We start from the raw sequence: 14,470 nt of genomic DNA, 5'->3' as shown, positions 1-14,470 counted from the left end.
GTCATTTAATGAGCGCATTAATTCGTCATAGTTCCTCTGGTATACCCTTATCTTTCATTGTTAAAAATGGCTTAGCTGAATGGCAAGAACAACAGCCGATTTTTTTACAAAATTGGTTAAACAGTTGTGATTTTGAGAAACAAGGCCTCGCTTTAGTTGTTAATCCACAAAGTGGCGCATTAAGCCATGTTTATTGTTTAGTACATAGTATTGATGATTTCTGGTTAGCTGGAGATCTTGCAAATAAGCTACCTGCTGGCACTTACCAAATACAAGAATGTGAGCAACAACTAGAACAGATTGCACTTGGTTTTATGTTAGGCGGCTATGAGTTTAGCGAATATAAAGAAAAAAGCGCAGTAAAAGCACAATTAGCAATTGCAGATGAAGTGCTATTTGAACGCTTAAAGCAACAAGCTAATGCTATTTATTTGGTTCGTGATTTAGTAAATACACCCGCCGCTGACATGATGCCGCAGCATTTATCGCAAGTAATGGCGGATTTGGCACAAACCTACGAAGGTGAGTTTAGCGAGTGGGTTGGCGATGAGTTACTAGAGCAAAACTACCCAACAATTCATATGGTTGGACGTGCAAGCGAGAATAAGCCACGATTACTTGACCTACACTGGGGTAAAAAAGATGCTCCTTTGATCACGTTAGTAGGTAAAGGTGTATGTTTTGACTCGGGTGGGCTTGATTTAAAACCAAGCTCAGGTATGCGCAACATGAAAAAAGACATGGGCGGCGCAGCGCATGTTATAGGATTAGCTCAGCTTATTATGGCTGCCAATTTACCGGTGCGATTACGTGTGTTAGTGCCCGCTGTTGAAAACGCAGTGTCACGTAATGCATTTCGCCCAGGAGATGTGATTAAAACGCGTAAAGGAATAATGGTCGAAATTGATAATACAGATGCCGAAGGGCGCTTAGTATTATGTGATGCACTTACTGAAGCCCAAAATGATGATCCAGAGTTGATTGTTGATTTTGCTACGCTAACGGGTGCTTGCCGTGTTGCTTTAGGGACCGAGTTACCGGGTTTTTTCTCAACTGAGCGTGATGTTGCTAACGGTATAATTGATGCAGGTATGCATGTGAGTGATCCTGTATGGCAATTACCCTTATTTGAGCAGTATAAAAGTTTGTTAAAAAGTGACGTAGCTGATATGGCTAACTGTGCCAGTGTTCCATTTGGTGGTGCAATAACCGCAGCTTTATATTTAAAAGAATTTGTAGAGCCGAAAACGCCATGGGTACATTTTGATGTTATGGCGTGGAATATTCGCTCATTACCGGGGCGCCCAGTTGGCGGTGAAGCTTTAGGTATTCGTGCGGTATTTAACTACTTACAAAACCGTTTTAAGTAATTAAAGTAATTAAAGTAATTAAAGTAATTAATGAGCTTTACGATGGTGCTTAGGCATTTATCGTAAAGCTCATTAATGCTGTTTAGGTAACTATTTAGCGATACTTTTTATCGCTACTTTTTATTGATATAGTTACCGACAGCGTGGTTATTTGCGATCGGTACCTTCGCATGCTGCTACAGCGGGTGCAATTAGCTCTAACCCTGTTTTATCACATGGCGGTAATACGGCATCACTGATGGCAATCGGTTCTACACGCTTACCCCATTTAATATAACTTGCAGCCCACGTTAAACCTGCTCCAAATGCAGCAGACATTATATTGGCATGTGGTTTTATTAAACCTTGCTCTACAGCTTCACATAATGCGATTGCAATGGTTGCCGCTGATGTATTACCGTATTCACCAATGTTTACCATTACTTTTTCGTCAGCAACTTTTAAGCGCTGTTGAATAGCCTGAATAATACGTAAATTAGCCTGATGCGGAACAAGTACATCAATTTCATCAAGGCTTAAATCTGCTTGTGTTAACACATCATCGCACGCTTCGCTCATCCCTTTAACTGCACGTTTGAAAATCTCACGGCCTTCAAAGAGTAAGTCTGACGGGCCAATAGGCTGGTATTTATTTAAGTCGCTGCCACAGTTTCTAATGTGTAAAATATCACGATCTTCACTATCACAACCCGCTTTAGTAGCAAGTAGTCCAGCGGGTGACTCTGCAGCCTCAAGAACAACCGCTCCTGCGCCGTCACCAAATAATACTGCACTGTCACGACGTTCCCAGTTTATATACCAAGTCATCCGCTCAGCGGCAATAACCACTGCTTTTTTAATCATGCCTGCTTGTATTTGTGCTGTTGCTGCTTGTAGTGCATATAAAAAACCTGAGCATGCAGCATTTGTATCCATAGCTGCTGCACCTACGGCACCAATATTTTTTTGCACAAGCGATGCCGTATTAGCCACCATTGTAGAGGGGGTGCAGGTTGCGAGTATGACTAGGTCAATATCTTTAGCATCAACGCCAGCACAGGCAAGCGCATGTTTAGCTGCAACTGTTGCCAGTTCAGCAGTAGTAACATGGCTTACTCTGCGGGCTTTTATCCCAGTGCGCGAGGTGATCCATTCATCATTAGTATCAACAATTTGGCTAATATCATCATTAGTGATACGAGCCGGTGGAATGCATTTACCCCAACCAGTTATATGTGCGTAAGTCATTATGTGTTCTCTTTAAATGGTCAGAAATCTTTCATCTATGGTGTGTTTTATACCAAAAACCCAGCTACAAGACTAGGTCATAGGTCTGTTACATCGTAAATAATGGTAATTACACGTTAATTACGGTAATGGTAGTTGAAAAAAGAGGCAAACATGAAACAAAAACTATTAACTACACTCGCAACTTTGAGCTTAACGCTACTTTCACCGCAAAGTATTGCAACAGATACCACCGTTATATATGCGGGTTCCGTGTTATTAGGGGCGAAGCAAACACTTGAAAAACAGCGCACCATAATAATTAAAGACAACATTATCACAGACATTGTTAAAGGCTTTCCAAGTGTTGTCGAACTTAAATTACCTGATGCGCATGTTTTTGATTTAAAAAATCAGTTTGTGCTGCCAGGGCTTATTGATATGCATGTTCATGTAACTTTTGAGCGTGATGCGACAGTTAACCCGCATCAATGGCTAACTGAATATGAAGCTGATAACGCGCTGCGTTCGATAAAATATTTAAAACGCAGTTTAGATGCTGGGTTTACATCGGTACGTGATTTAGGAGGGAATTATAAAGTTATTTTTCCGCTTAAGCGCGCAGTAGAACGAGGTGATATTACAGGGCCACGAATTTTTGCTGCGGGAAATGCAATAACAGCAACCGGCGGACATGGCGACTTACATGGTTACCGTAAAGAAGTAAGTGATGTAATGACGAGCAGTTTAGGCGTGTGCAATGGTGCCGATGATTGCCGCCGAGCTGTACGAAATGTCATAAAAAATGGCGCTGACGTGATCAAAATCACAGCAACAGGTGGTGTGTTGAGTAATACTGCCGCGGGTGTTAATCAACAATTAAGTGATGATGAACTGGCTGCAATAGTCGATACTGCACACCATTTAGGGCGCAAGGTCACAGCTCATGCCCATGGAACGCAAGGTATTAATGCGGCGCTAAAAGCAGGTGTTGATTCAATTGAGCATGGCTCTTATTTAACAAAAGAGAGCATGGAACTATTTAATAAAACCAACGCGTATTTAGTGCCAACATTATTAGCTGGTGCAACGGTGAGTAAAGAGGTGCTTAGTAATCCAAACATGCCAACAGCCATTGCTGACAAAGTACGCGAGGTCGCCCCTAAAATGGAAGCCTCATTTAAGCTGGCACTTAAAAACAAGGTTAACATTGCATTTGGAACTGATTCAGGCGTTTCTCGTCATGGGCTTAATGCGGATGAGTTTGTGCTGTTAGTTAAATATGGAATGAGTGAAAAACAGGCTATTATGTCAGCAACGGTTGATGCAGCAAAGTTACTTGGCCAACAAGACAGGCTAGGGCAGTTGAGTGTTGGTAAACAAGCAGATATCATCAGCGTAAATGGCTCACCTCTTGATGACATAACGACATTAAAAAATGTGCAGTTTGTGATGAAAGCAGGCAACGTATATAAAAACCAATTGTAAGGTACATCATGGGCAGCAAAATAAAGGCATCATTGTTTAATCATTTAATTGATGCAGAACGACAATTACTTGATCCAGAAGTCCGCCAATCAGAGCAAGCTTTGGACGCGTTATTAGACGATGATTTTATCGAAATTGCTGCCAATGGGACTGTTTTTAATAAGTACCAAGTGTTAACACGATTGCCGACAGAGGTTGTTCCGCAATTTTATAATCAACACTTTAAAGGGCGTATGCTTAGTGATGAAATCGTACAGCTAAGCTATCAAGCTGCTTATCGGCGCTCAGCGCGAGCTGAATTTAATTACTCATTACGTATGTCGTTGTGGCGCTTAACCGATGGACATTGGAAAATGGTTTTTCATCAAGGCACTCCCTGTGCTGTTTTTAGTATTTCGATGGATGACGATTAAACACCACTACTCTTTTATTTGCTCAAAAACTCCTTAGGCAAAAAATATGGCATTTTTAATGCGCACAGATCCTGCTATTAGTCGTTTGCTGATGTTACGCAGTGGCGCAATTGTAATTCAGCTCATCGCGGTTATTGCCGTATACTTTTTATTAGGTCATCAAATAGCATTACTGCCTTTGCTGGTGGTTATTTCGCTAGAAGCCGTATTTCAGATTTTAAGTGTTATTGCTTATCGTAATGTTGGTAAAGCTAAAGAGCTTGGGATGTTGATGCAGCTTACGGCTGATGTACTTTTTTTAGCTGTCTTACTCTCCTTTAGTGGCGGGGCAACAAATGCGTTTGTGTCGTTATTATTATTACCTATTATGATTGCAGCAGTGAGCGTAAGCGCTAAAGGACTTGCATATATAGCCATGCTAGCAATTGCCGCATACAGTATTTTATTATTTAAAATGCCACAACACACTATGCATCATATGGATATGACCAGTCACTTTATCGGGATGTGGGTTAACTTTGTCATAAGCGCCAGTGTTATAGCACTGGTAGTCGGGGCAATGAACCGTGCACTACATTCAAGAGAACGCATTATTGCCAGCACCCGCGAAAAACAATTAAGAGCAGAGCAGCTTGTAACTCTCGATGGCGCAGCTGCGCAAATAACTCATCAATTAGCAAGTCCAATAACAAACTTACAATTACTGTTTGAAGAATTAATTGATGAGCAACCCGATAACCCAATTGTTGCCGATATGCAGCAACCCTTACAGCAATGCACTAATCAGTTGAGCAATTTTAGACGGCTATCAGAGCAGCTAAGATCTCAAGGCAAAACAGTTTCAATGCCCTTATCTAGCTTAGCTGAGCAAATACAAGATACGATGTTGTTACAATACCCTAGTCAACAACTAATATGGGAAAATGAAACACCACAATACACGGTTATCAGCGATGCAATGTTGTTACCTGCCATTTTAAATCTGCTTCAAAATGCGGTAACAGCAAATCAGCAAACAGCAAAACAAACAATCACATTAAGTTGGCAGCTATTTCCGCAAAAACAACCTGTTGCGATTAATTTATCAATTCGAGATTTTGGTAAGGGCTTTACAGCAGATCAATTAAGCGAGCTAGGAGGCCAACTTATGCCCAGCGAAACAGGTATGGGAATGGCAGTGCTACTGTCAAATGTGACGCTTGAACGCCTGCAAGGATCATTAACGTTATTTAACCACCCTCAAGGCGGCGGTGTAGCGAAAGTTCAATTAGCAATAACGGCAAAACAAGAGGCCGTTTTATGAAGTTACTTATCATAGAAGATGATATTAATTTAGCAAATACGCTCGCGCGCGGCCTCACCAAACAAGGATTTAATTGCGAAAAAGCGCACGATAGTCACAATGCGTTACTCGTTGCAAAAACGTTTTTACCCACTCATATATTATTAGATATGAAATTAGCAGACGACAATGGTTTAACGTTGATTTCACCGTTGCGTAATATATTACCGAATTCTCACTTGGTGTTACTGACAGGGTTTGCAAGTATAGCAACCGCCGTTGAAGCAATGCGTTTAGGGGCTAACGACTACCTAACTAAGCCGGTCGATATGCTGACTTTAGTTAAAGCGCTAAAAGGTGTAAGCGATGCTATTTCTGACCTACCAGTGGATCCTGCAACGACGGTTATGTCTACAGAACGCTTACAATGGGAGCATATTCAGCAAGTTTTACACAGTAATCAGGGGAATGTATCAGCCACTGCGCGCCAACTTAATATGCATAGGCGTACACTACAACGTAAGTTACAAAAAAAGCCCGTTCAAAAATAAAAATGCTGTCAAATGAGAAAACCCTGAATATTTCTTCTTTATAAGCGCCGCTACTGGTTGCTGCTTCGGCTATTATTAACTACAGTGAAATAATAATCACTTTTTGTGCAGTTAACATGAGTTGTATTTATGGATTTTTCTCAATTAAATATTTTAGCAATCCTACTAGCGGCATTATCAGCCTTTATGCTTGGTGGCATTTGGTATTCACCTTTACTCTTTCAACGAACTTGGATGGAAGGTTGCGGGTTAACAGAGTTAGATTTGAAAGACTCTGATCCAAAATGGATTTTTGGCGGCAGTTTTGTTTTATCTTTATTTATGGCGTTTAGTTTATCGTTATTTATTGGACCGCACCCCACACTTGGAGTGGCCGTTGGCGCTGGTTTTGCAATAGGCATTTGTTGGGTGAGTAGTTCGTTCGGGATGAGCTATATTTTCGAACAGCGACCACTTAAGTTATTTTTAGTAAACAGCGGCTATCATGTTTTGCAATTTACTTTAATGGGCTTAGTGTTGGGGATGTGGCCTTAAACTGTTAAAGTACACGCACTATTTTATGTAAAGTAATTCCTAAATGGCTAAACCGAATAAAAAAGGCCCAACAAAAACAGTCGATATTTATTGTGCTAATTGCAAAACACCCCTCTTTAAATATCGCAAAGGAGGGAAGGGAGCATTAATTAAATGCTTTATTGAACGTATAATCCAAGATCACACCACCAAACCCTGTGTGTGCCCCCAGTGTGACAAATCCTTCGCAAGAGAAACCATGGTCCGCGGCGCGCCCGCGTATAAAATGATTGGTGGCAAAGTCACATTTAAATAACAGTAAGTACTTGCTTGTCTGTTTCAGTTAATGGGAGAGTACTAATTGATTTTCATAGTGAACTCTAGCCATTATTCACTAAGCTTTCCGCATTCAATAGCCGTTAATAAGCACCTAACTCCAACAGATATTCAGTGCCAATAATCACATTTAGCCAAATAAGTGATTACACATTAATTTGGGCAAATAAACACGGTGACTTGGGTTGATGCTGCGTATCACGAAGCACACTCACAAGTGTTGGCTCAATGGTGCCCTCCCTAAAAATATTTATTCCCAGCTGATTTCATGCGATACATTTGTTGTTTTGCTGCCAATAAATAATTTGGATGGGTGTCATCTTAGTTCCTTACTAGGTGTTAAAACTGATTGGGGAATGACAAGTTCAAGTCGGCCTGATGCTACTTACGGCCCTATAGATGAGCCATACCTTGCATTTGAATTAAAAACTGGCTTACCAATTATTTATCCGTATCAACAAACTAAGTATAATATAAATTTACCTACAAGCACTGAATTAGTCTTGATTGTGCCTTTAACTGGAAATTAGTATGAATAGCAAAATTATTAGGGAAATTTATAAAAGTAATAAAAATTTTTCACATTATATAAAAAATGGAGGGGAGCATATATTTGTTTTTAATAAATCAAGTGGAGAGTTGAAGTTAGGAATCACAATAAATGTTTTTAGATGCAAGGTTTCTACATCTTACTGGGCATCTCCAATGATTAGTTTTCCCTTTATTGATCCGATTGTTTTTAAATTTAGAGACGAAAATGAGGATTCTCATATTAACAAAAAATTACAGGGGGCAACAGATAGTTATGTTCAAGAGGTTTTAGAGAACAGGATTAATTCACTTACAAAAGCTGTTAACGAATTAGTTGAAATTGGCAATTTTTACCATTTTCTAAAGAGTAGACTCAATGAGTTAGGCTCATTTCAAAAAGCGAACTTTTACCTGCTGTGTTATTTTGTTAATAAAGATTTCAATATATATGATGAAGCAAAAGAAATTTTGCCGAAGCTTAATAAGCACAATCCAATAACTATTAGCTTTATTGATTTTTTATCTATATTAAAAAACAGTGAAGATGAAAGAATGGATGTTTTTATTAAGAAAATTGAAATTGGAAATAAAAAAAAGTGGGAAGATTTATTAACATATTGATATTAAAAAAATAAAAACCAAAGGGATCAAATCTTGACTTCGTACATCAAGAGCTAGGTAAAGAGTGAGAGGAAGAAAATAGGGTCACCCATTAGAAAGTTCCGGTCAAGCAGGCAGCTGTGTTTTCTTGATCTTTTTATTCAAAAAACCAAGTGTTGTTACTTTTTAAACTCACTTTAAATATGACTATGCATCCAGTAATGACGTCGATTGGTGTGAATATGCACCAGTCACCCATATGAATTTAGGCTATTCAATTAAGCATCGTTGATGGTTAATTAAGGCCCTTGGCTTTCGCCTCAGTCATCGTTTAGTGCCAATGTCTGTCCAGTTTTTGGCAGTGCTTATGCCCTGCGCTATAACAAATCTGTGGTTTATGTTTTTACATAACCAACCCTGTGTGGCTCAGACAGTGGGCATACCCAACATTTAAATATGAGCGGTTAACGTGCAGGCTCAATCAGATCTGATGGTTTTACCAACCCCACTATTAACTCAACACGTTAACCTAATTCATTTCATAGTCGCTAATAAAAAGCCTTGTGTTCATCAAATGGGACATTGTTTTTCAGCACGTGGTAACACGCTCTTGCCAGTTTATGCGCAACTGTTTTAATCGCGATAACTTGGTTTGTTTTAGCTAACTTGCGTTGATAATACTTTTTAATTGTTGGGTTATACCGAATAGCAAAGTTAGCGGCCTCAGTAAACGCCCACGCTAAGTAACGATTACCATTCTTTTGATTTGTAGCGCCTTTCTTCTTTCCATTGCTGAAAATGAAAAAATGGGGTCAAATCTTGACTTTAGACACCAAGAAATAAAGTCAATGGGAGCAGCTCTTTCTTTTTGCCTTTTTATCATGATAGTTATTTTTAATAAGGATATTGAATAAAATGTTATTAAGAGTGTTTACATTTATTAGTGTTTTATTTTCTATAAATGCAATCGCTGCTGTTGGCAAAGGTCATGTTAGTGGAAAAATCACGAATATTACCAGTATTAGCTCAGGGTTACTTGTGCGTATTAATGCTAACGAAGTGCCTGAACATTGCACTAGCGGCCGAGTATGGATGGCCTGATGCACATCAATACCTTCCCTGAAAACTGGTTAAAACTCACCACACTTTACCGCGTATTTCATGGCGCAGTAGGTAGAGTGTCATCACACACACGTTACTGCGAAAATTTAAACAGGAAACGGCGAGCGAACATCAGCAACTGCGAAAAGTTACTCATAGGTTGGATCTTAAGAAACTTGAAGTTGAACTCTGTTAATGATCAAACATACCTTAGTTCTTAATATTGAATAAACTAGACAGCCACTTTAATTGAGCAAATAAAACTGCGCTACTAAGTTTACTCTTTTGGGCTAAAAACTTATCTCTTCTTGAATTCAAGTATCAAACTTTAGGATGGGTGTCATCTTAAGATATTTTTTTACCTTTACTAGAAAGAGTAAATATCTCCCCAGAAAACTGGTTAAAACTGACCACGCAATTTTCGCGCGTATGTCATGGCGCAGTAGGTAGAGTGTCATCGCACACACGTTATTGCAAAAATTTAAACAGAAAACGGCGAACGAACATCAGCAACTGCGAAAAGTTACTAGCGTAGTGTTCACACACTTTTAAATCTTAAAATTGCTCTTCAAGAGAAAAGCGTATGTGCCTGTAATGTAGGAGCCTAAATTTTTGAATTTAGCCAAATTCAGAACTTAAGTTTTGGAACTGTGTTTAAATCGTGATTATGTCGAAAATGTTTACTTACTAATGATGTCAAGCGGTGTGTTTGTTGTTTTTTTTCAATAAATAATTAAGATGGGTGTCAACTTAAGTTTTAAGTTAATAGTGAAGGAAGAACATTATGGAAAATGAATGGGGAAGCATTTAACAGCCCAGAAAAACATAATCAAAGTACTTTATGCATCAACATAACAATAATTGAAGGAGGTGGTTCATGCAATTGGTAACGAATAAACTAAATTTGACGATCTTTATAGGGTTACTCCTTTTCTCCAAACCAGGAGAAACTAACAGTTTGGTCAATGAATCGGAAATACAAGAGGATGTACCGCATGTGCCTTTTATGAAATTAGTTGTTTTCCCTGAAATGTATGACAAAAAAAAAATAAAAATAACGGGTTTACTTTTACGTAGTCATAGAGAAAATCCAGTTTTTTTAAAGTATGGTGAAGATGCAGCTCGCTCAGGCCGAGCAGAAGAAACTATTCTTCTCTTCAATTTACCCAAAGAAATAACACTCAATGATATAGATGGAGTATATTATACAGTTAAAGGCATCTTTGATAGTGGTTGCATAAAAGATAAACCACCAAACACTCGTTGGAGGATTGAATACTTAGGTTGTATTCATAAGGTGGACCAGTTAAAGGCCTCAACTAATGGAGATTATAAATACCAGCGTGAGCTGCCTTTATTTCCAATTCCACCACCTAAGAAATAACAGGGGTCACCCATTATAAATTCCCGGTTAAGCAGATAGCTGTTTTTCTTGATTTTTTTATTAAAAAACAAAGTGTTGTTATTTTTAAACTCACTTTAAATATGACTTCGCATCTAGTTATGACGTCGATTGGTGTGAATATGCTCCATGGCTTGAATAAAAAAATCATATTAATTTGGGCGGTTTAATTAAGTGTTATTGATGCTTAATATTTTGCTTTATGAAAATAGTTTTTAATCGAAATCCTTTATATAATAAATATTTGCAATTGAGAATATAAAACCATCCACTTTATAAAAACCAGCTTTTAAAGGTCTCAAAGACGCTTTTATCTGGCGTCTCTAGGTTTTTAAAAAGTGCCTGTACGGCATTATTACGGACTTTACAGATTCCTGAACGCGTGCACGTTTGTGCGGCAACAGGCCAATTTTTAATGCAAATAGCTTGATAAAAATCAGGGTAAGCGTGTTTTATTGGTTGTTCGGTTAAATCGTACGCCACATCGAGCACTGCCAATTGCACTTTTGCAGGCAGTTGTGCAAAATTTAATTCAGCATGTTGTTCTTTAAATTCAATGATAAGTTGCTTGATTTTATTTTTCAACAAGATGATTGATTCATTATGAGATAAATAACATTCGCCGAAGGGCTCGTAAAAATTCACGGCATAGCCCTTTGGTAAACGAATTATACGTGCAAACTCGGTGGCCTTATCGATATTGCTTACTGCTTTTTTAGTGCGTTTGTCTTTAAGGGGAAGCCTAATATAGTCAGATTTTGAGCTGATATGAAAACCCATACCTATATAAGCTCGGCCATTTTTATCGAGATATAAGTATGAGATGTCTGGTAGATAACGGATAAAATGTTGTTCAACACGTTCCATTTCTAAGGTTTGTTGCTTTTTCATGGATGCTCACATAAACCATAAAGTAAGTGTAATTATAGGAAAGTTAAAAAATAATTGTTAATAGATGAATTAGAATTGTGACTTCATACGTTATATTTCTTAGGTAGCGTGTATTTTAGGGTAAGGCATCAATAATCCTAATTGTGTACGGCCTTATGATTTTCATAACTTTTTCGCGAAATAATGTGATAACAGGTGACCACCAAGGTCGCAATTTCTTATTTACTTTTTAATTATTGCTTTAGGCATATGTTGTGATTTGTCTTTGTATCTATGCATGGGCTAAAGCAGGACATTTATCCTGTGCCAATATTTTAACCCTGCTAGACTTACTCGGTTTGCTGTTTCAATGATTGAAAACAACCCTCCCCATGGATTGGGCCAGTAGTGTGGGTAATTTGAATGGATAAGGGAACACGCACGTGATTGCACTTTTATTTGATATTGTAGGTATGACTGGGACTTTTTTAGTAGTTGGTGCATTTTTTATGTTGCAACTAGGTAAAGCGGTGCCAACAGGCTTGTTGTACAATATGATGAATTTAACGGGGGCTATATTATTATTGATAAGTCTTTGTTATAACTTTAATTTAGCAAGTTTTGTGATAGAAATATTTTGGATTGCAGCATCATTAATCGGTTTATATAAATATTTAAAAGCGAAACGTAATACTGCAACAGCTTAAATCTACGAAAATTTATAGAAATAATTATCGCGCCGTCGCGCATTTGTATTAATATTGTAAATACTACATTTTTACAGTGTAGTTAATTTATTATGAAATATAGGTGTAAAGCGGCGTAATGACTTTAAAGCAATCAGCATGTATTTTTTTGTGTATTTACACAATTCCATTATCAGCAACTGAGTCAGACGATTTATTTGCACTTAGCTTTGAAGATCTACTTGAAGTTCAAGTCGATATTGCCTCAAAAACTTCCGAAACACTTACCTCAGCCCCATCAACTATTACCGTTTTTAATCGTCAAAAAATCGCTTTATTAGGCATACATAATGCTTTTGAGCTGATGAATTTTGTACCGGGTATGCAATCGACTCGTGGAGATTGGGTTGGAGCTGTGCCTAAAGATCATGCCCGTGGTGTATATTTAGATAGTGGTAATATATTGGTAATGATCAATGGCGAGCGCTTGAATGAGTCATCGTTTGGTAAAGCTTCAGTTTATATGCCCTATATTCCTGTTGAAATCATTGATAAAGTTGAATTTATCCGAGGACCTGGATCTGCATTATATGGCAGTAATGCATTTTTGGGTGTGATGAATATTGTTACTAAAACGCATCACAATGAAATGTCTATCGCTATAGGTAATGTGGGGCAAGTAGGTGCTACTTCGTCGCTTAATCATCAATTTAATGCCAATACCCATGTTTATGCAAATATGGCTTACTACCATAAAGAAGGCGAGCGTTATGAGCAAGGTGTTAAAGACCCTCTTGAGTCTGCCTATCTTGAGGTAGGTATAAACATCGATAAGTTGTCACTAAGTGGACGTTATAATTTTACTGAATTAAATAAGTTTCTTAATTTAGGTGGCTATTCTAACGATAATCAACACCGTAGCGAAAATCACTTTCTATCTTTAGGGTATGACTGGCTAGATTCTGATTCGAGCTCTGTATCTTCAAAGGTGTCGTATACTCATCACGAAATTCAAAGTGCAGGGTTAATAGCATCAGCCAACGCGTTACTTAATGCTAATCATGATTTTTTTATTGGCCCTGATTGGCACACAACTGATTTGAAAATAAATATAGACGCAAGCCATACATTTTATAACGGCTGGTCATTGAATTCAGGTGTTGAATATAGCCATGCAGAGCAGCTTAAAGCTGATGTGCGTACAAATTATTTTGATTCAAGCCGTGGTGAAATTATTGTCGAAGATCCGTTCTATCAAGGTGGAATAATAACAGTCAATGACTTTGCTCCTTTTACTGATCTCAAATCCAGCTTTGAGACAAAAAGCGTTTATGGGCAGCTTAAAATTCCTTATTCAGAACAACTAACCTTGTTTGTAGGTACTAGGTATGATGATGTTAAAGATTTAGACAGTAAATTATCACCGCGTATATCAGTTATTTATCAACCAGCATTAGCGCATACTTTAAAGTTGCAATACGGCGAGTCATTTCGTACTCCTGTGACTAATGAGCTATATTCGAATGATGACGTTACTATGGGTAATCCAAACTTACAGTCTGAGTATGTTAAAACGACAGAGTTAGTATGGCGTTATAAACATCGGGATTGGCATTTAAACTCAGTACTGTTTTATAACCAGTTACATGATTTTATTAATATAGTGCCGCATACAATTCACGACAACATGTTTACTTTTGAAAACCAATTAGATGACATTAACCGAGGCATAGAACTTGATAGCCGTGTGCAGATAAACAGTAATTTTTCTGTTGAAGCTACTTATACCCATTATTTTGATGTACCAATGAGGCCAACATTTAAACGCTTTGCAAGTGTGATTGCGAATTACCAATATGATCAATGGATGTTAAGTTTAAATAGTGTTTGGCGTGACCAAGTTCAGGCACACACTACAGATCATATCTTTGATCAATCAGCGTATTTTCTCATTGGTGGGGCTGTAAGTTGGCAGCTTAGTGCAAAAACTCAAATCAGCTTAAAAGCGCATAATCTCTTAGATAAACACTACTATGTATATGATCCGCGAGTGAGTAATGGTGCAGTTGCTGGTGTCGGCAGTGAATACTCGTTACACTATCAAGTCAAATTTTAAGTTTT

General features: G+C 38.1%; 16 protein-coding genes and 1 pseudogene. 14 read left to right on the top strand and 3 right to left on the bottom strand.

The window, feature by feature from the left end:
* Nucleotides 1-8 precede the first annotated feature (8 nt).
* The gene (locus ACJJVX_RS01380; protein WP_054204988.1) at nt 9-1,370 is read left to right on the top strand and encodes a M17 family metallopeptidase; all 1,362 of its coding nucleotides are present in this window, start codon (nt 9-11) and stop codon (nt 1,368-1,370) included.
* Between the two features lie 147 nt (nt 1,371-1,517).
* On the opposite strand, the gene ACJJVX_RS01375 is transcribed toward ACJJVX_RS01380, so the two are convergent.
* Nucleotides 1,518-2,597 carry a ketoacyl-ACP synthase III gene (locus ACJJVX_RS01375; RefSeq protein ID WP_054204987.1) on the bottom strand — a complete coding sequence of 360 codons (1,080 nt, stop codon included), beginning with the start codon at nt 2,595-2,597 and terminating at the stop codon, nt 1,518-1,520.
* A gap of 153 nt (nt 2,598-2,750) precedes the next feature.
* Between ACJJVX_RS01375 and ACJJVX_RS01370 the strand changes: the two genes are divergently transcribed.
* The 8 genes from ACJJVX_RS01370 to ACJJVX_RS01335 all read left to right on the top strand — a co-directional run bounded on the left by ACJJVX_RS01370 (nt 2,751) and on the right by ACJJVX_RS01335 (nt 8,311).
* Nucleotides 2,751-4,064 (top strand): amidohydrolase family protein, encoded by a 1,314-nt coding sequence (locus ACJJVX_RS01370; protein ID WP_054454029.1) that lies wholly within the window; start codon nt 2,751-2,753, stop codon nt 4,062-4,064.
* 8 nt (nt 4,065-4,072) lie between these two features.
* Nucleotides 4,073-4,477 (top strand): DUF4440 domain-containing protein, encoded by a 405-nt coding sequence (locus ACJJVX_RS01365; protein WP_054204986.1) that lies wholly within the window; start codon nt 4,073-4,075, stop codon nt 4,475-4,477.
* Between the two features lie 58 nt (nt 4,478-4,535).
* A complete protein-coding gene (locus ACJJVX_RS01360; protein ID WP_054205067.1) occupies nt 4,536-5,780 on the top strand; it encodes a HAMP domain-containing sensor histidine kinase in 1,245 nt (414 codons plus the stop codon).
* Nucleotides 5,777-6,310 carry a response regulator transcription factor gene (locus tag ACJJVX_RS01355; RefSeq protein WP_054454031.1) on the top strand — a complete coding sequence of 178 codons (534 nt, stop codon included), beginning with the start codon at nt 5,777-5,779 and terminating at the stop codon, nt 6,308-6,310. Before ACJJVX_RS01360 ends, ACJJVX_RS01355 begins: the two co-directional genes overlap by 4 nt.
* 129 nt (nt 6,311-6,439) lie before the next feature.
* Nucleotides 6,440-6,844, top strand: a complete 405-nt coding sequence (locus ACJJVX_RS01350; protein ID WP_054454033.1) for a DUF1761 domain-containing protein — start codon at nt 6,440-6,442, stop codon at nt 6,842-6,844.
* Between the two features lie 43 nt (nt 6,845-6,887).
* Nucleotides 6,888-7,139, top strand: a complete 252-nt coding sequence (locus ACJJVX_RS01345) for a hypothetical protein (protein WP_054454035.1) — start codon at nt 6,888-6,890, stop codon at nt 7,137-7,139.
* Nucleotides 7,140-7,515: 376 nt separating this feature from the next.
* Nucleotides 7,516-7,689, top strand: coding sequence for a hypothetical protein (locus tag ACJJVX_RS01340; protein WP_157601487.1), 174 nt, complete (start codon nt 7,516-7,518; stop codon nt 7,687-7,689).
* 1 nt (nt 7,690) lies between these two features.
* Nucleotides 7,691-8,311 (top strand): hypothetical protein, encoded by a 621-nt coding sequence (locus ACJJVX_RS01335; protein WP_054204982.1) that lies wholly within the window; start codon nt 7,691-7,693, stop codon nt 8,309-8,311.
* A gap of 527 nt (nt 8,312-8,838) precedes the next feature.
* Here ACJJVX_RS01335 and ACJJVX_RS01330 read toward each other — a convergent pair.
* Complete coding sequence (locus ACJJVX_RS01330) at nt 8,839-9,090, bottom strand: transposase (RefSeq protein ID WP_244507096.1); 252 nt, start codon at nt 9,088-9,090, stop codon at nt 8,839-8,841.
* A gap of 115 nt (nt 9,091-9,205) precedes the next feature.
* Here ACJJVX_RS01330 and ACJJVX_RS01325 point away from each other — a divergent pair, with 115 nt between their 5' ends.
* From ACJJVX_RS01325 to ACJJVX_RS01315, 3 genes and pseudogenes are all read left to right on the top strand, one after another.
* Nucleotides 9,206-9,391, top strand: a complete 186-nt coding sequence (locus ACJJVX_RS01325; RefSeq protein WP_054204980.1) for a hypothetical protein — start codon at nt 9,206-9,208, stop codon at nt 9,389-9,391.
* Between the two features lie 358 nt (nt 9,392-9,749).
* A pseudogene (locus ACJJVX_RS01320) lies at nt 9,750-9,926 on the top strand (transposase); the annotation flags it as partial.
* 342 nt (nt 9,927-10,268) lie between these two features.
* Nucleotides 10,269-10,775, top strand: a complete 507-nt coding sequence (locus ACJJVX_RS01315; RefSeq protein WP_054454042.1) for a hypothetical protein — start codon at nt 10,269-10,271, stop codon at nt 10,773-10,775.
* Between the two features lie 291 nt (nt 10,776-11,066).
* On the opposite strand, the gene ACJJVX_RS01310 is transcribed toward ACJJVX_RS01315, so the two are convergent.
* Nucleotides 11,067-11,684, bottom strand: a complete 618-nt coding sequence (locus ACJJVX_RS01310; protein WP_405629687.1) for a hypothetical protein — start codon at nt 11,682-11,684, stop codon at nt 11,067-11,069.
* Nucleotides 11,685-12,106: 422 nt separating this feature from the next.
* Here ACJJVX_RS01310 and ACJJVX_RS01305 point away from each other — a divergent pair, with 422 nt between their 5' ends.
* Both ACJJVX_RS01305 and ACJJVX_RS01300 read left to right on the top strand, forming a co-directional pair.
* Nucleotides 12,107-12,370 (top strand): hypothetical protein, encoded by a 264-nt coding sequence (locus ACJJVX_RS01305; protein WP_054204975.1) that lies wholly within the window; start codon nt 12,107-12,109, stop codon nt 12,368-12,370.
* Between the two features lie 118 nt (nt 12,371-12,488).
* Nucleotides 12,489-14,465: a TonB-dependent receptor gene (locus tag ACJJVX_RS01300; protein ID WP_405629685.1), complete on the top strand. Its 1,977-nt coding sequence runs from the start codon at nt 12,489-12,491 to the stop codon at nt 14,463-14,465.
* Nucleotides 14,466-14,470 lie beyond the last annotated feature (5 nt).

The sequence above is a fragment of the Pseudoalteromonas sp. Ld20 genome (genome assembly GCF_045064175.1).
GTDB classification, from domain to species: domain Bacteria; phylum Pseudomonadota; class Gammaproteobacteria; order Enterobacterales; family Alteromonadaceae; genus Pseudoalteromonas; species Pseudoalteromonas neustonica.
This window is presented reverse-complemented; position numbering and strand designations above follow the sequence as displayed.

What these genes read in the sequence shown, in the direction of transcription:
- ACJJVX_RS01380 (WP_054204988.1), top strand. Translation starts at nt 9, where the DNA reads ATGAGCGCATTAATTCGTCATAGTTCCTCTGGTATACCCTTATCTTTC.
- ACJJVX_RS01375 (WP_054204987.1), bottom strand. Translation starts at nt 2,597, where the DNA reads ATGACTTACGCACATATAACTGGTTGGGGTAAATGCATTCCACCGGCT.
- ACJJVX_RS01370 (WP_054454029.1), top strand. Translation starts at nt 2,751, where the DNA reads ATGAAACAAAAACTATTAACTACACTCGCAACTTTGAGCTTAACGCTA.
- ACJJVX_RS01365 (WP_054204986.1), top strand. Translation starts at nt 4,073, where the DNA reads ATGGGCAGCAAAATAAAGGCATCATTGTTTAATCATTTAATTGATGCA.
- ACJJVX_RS01360 (WP_054205067.1), top strand. Translation starts at nt 4,536, where the DNA reads ATGCGCACAGATCCTGCTATTAGTCGTTTGCTGATGTTACGCAGTGGC.
- ACJJVX_RS01355 (WP_054454031.1), top strand. Translation starts at nt 5,777, where the DNA reads ATGAAGTTACTTATCATAGAAGATGATATTAATTTAGCAAATACGCTC.
- ACJJVX_RS01350 (WP_054454033.1), top strand. Translation starts at nt 6,440, where the DNA reads ATGGATTTTTCTCAATTAAATATTTTAGCAATCCTACTAGCGGCATTA.
- ACJJVX_RS01345 (WP_054454035.1), top strand. Translation starts at nt 6,888, where the DNA reads ATGGCTAAACCGAATAAAAAAGGCCCAACAAAAACAGTCGATATTTAT.
- ACJJVX_RS01340 (WP_157601487.1), top strand. Translation starts at nt 7,516, where the DNA reads ATGACAAGTTCAAGTCGGCCTGATGCTACTTACGGCCCTATAGATGAG.
- ACJJVX_RS01335 (WP_054204982.1), top strand. Translation starts at nt 7,691, where the DNA reads ATGAATAGCAAAATTATTAGGGAAATTTATAAAAGTAATAAAAATTTT.
- ACJJVX_RS01325 (WP_054204980.1), top strand. Translation starts at nt 9,206, where the DNA reads ATGTTATTAAGAGTGTTTACATTTATTAGTGTTTTATTTTCTATAAAT.
- ACJJVX_RS01315 (WP_054454042.1), top strand. Translation starts at nt 10,269, where the DNA reads ATGCAATTGGTAACGAATAAACTAAATTTGACGATCTTTATAGGGTTA.
- ACJJVX_RS01310 (WP_405629687.1), bottom strand. Translation starts at nt 11,684, where the DNA reads ATGAAAAAGCAACAAACCTTAGAAATGGAACGTGTTGAACAACATTTT.
- ACJJVX_RS01300 (WP_405629685.1), top strand. Translation starts at nt 12,489, where the DNA reads ATGACTTTAAAGCAATCAGCATGTATTTTTTTGTGTATTTACACAATT.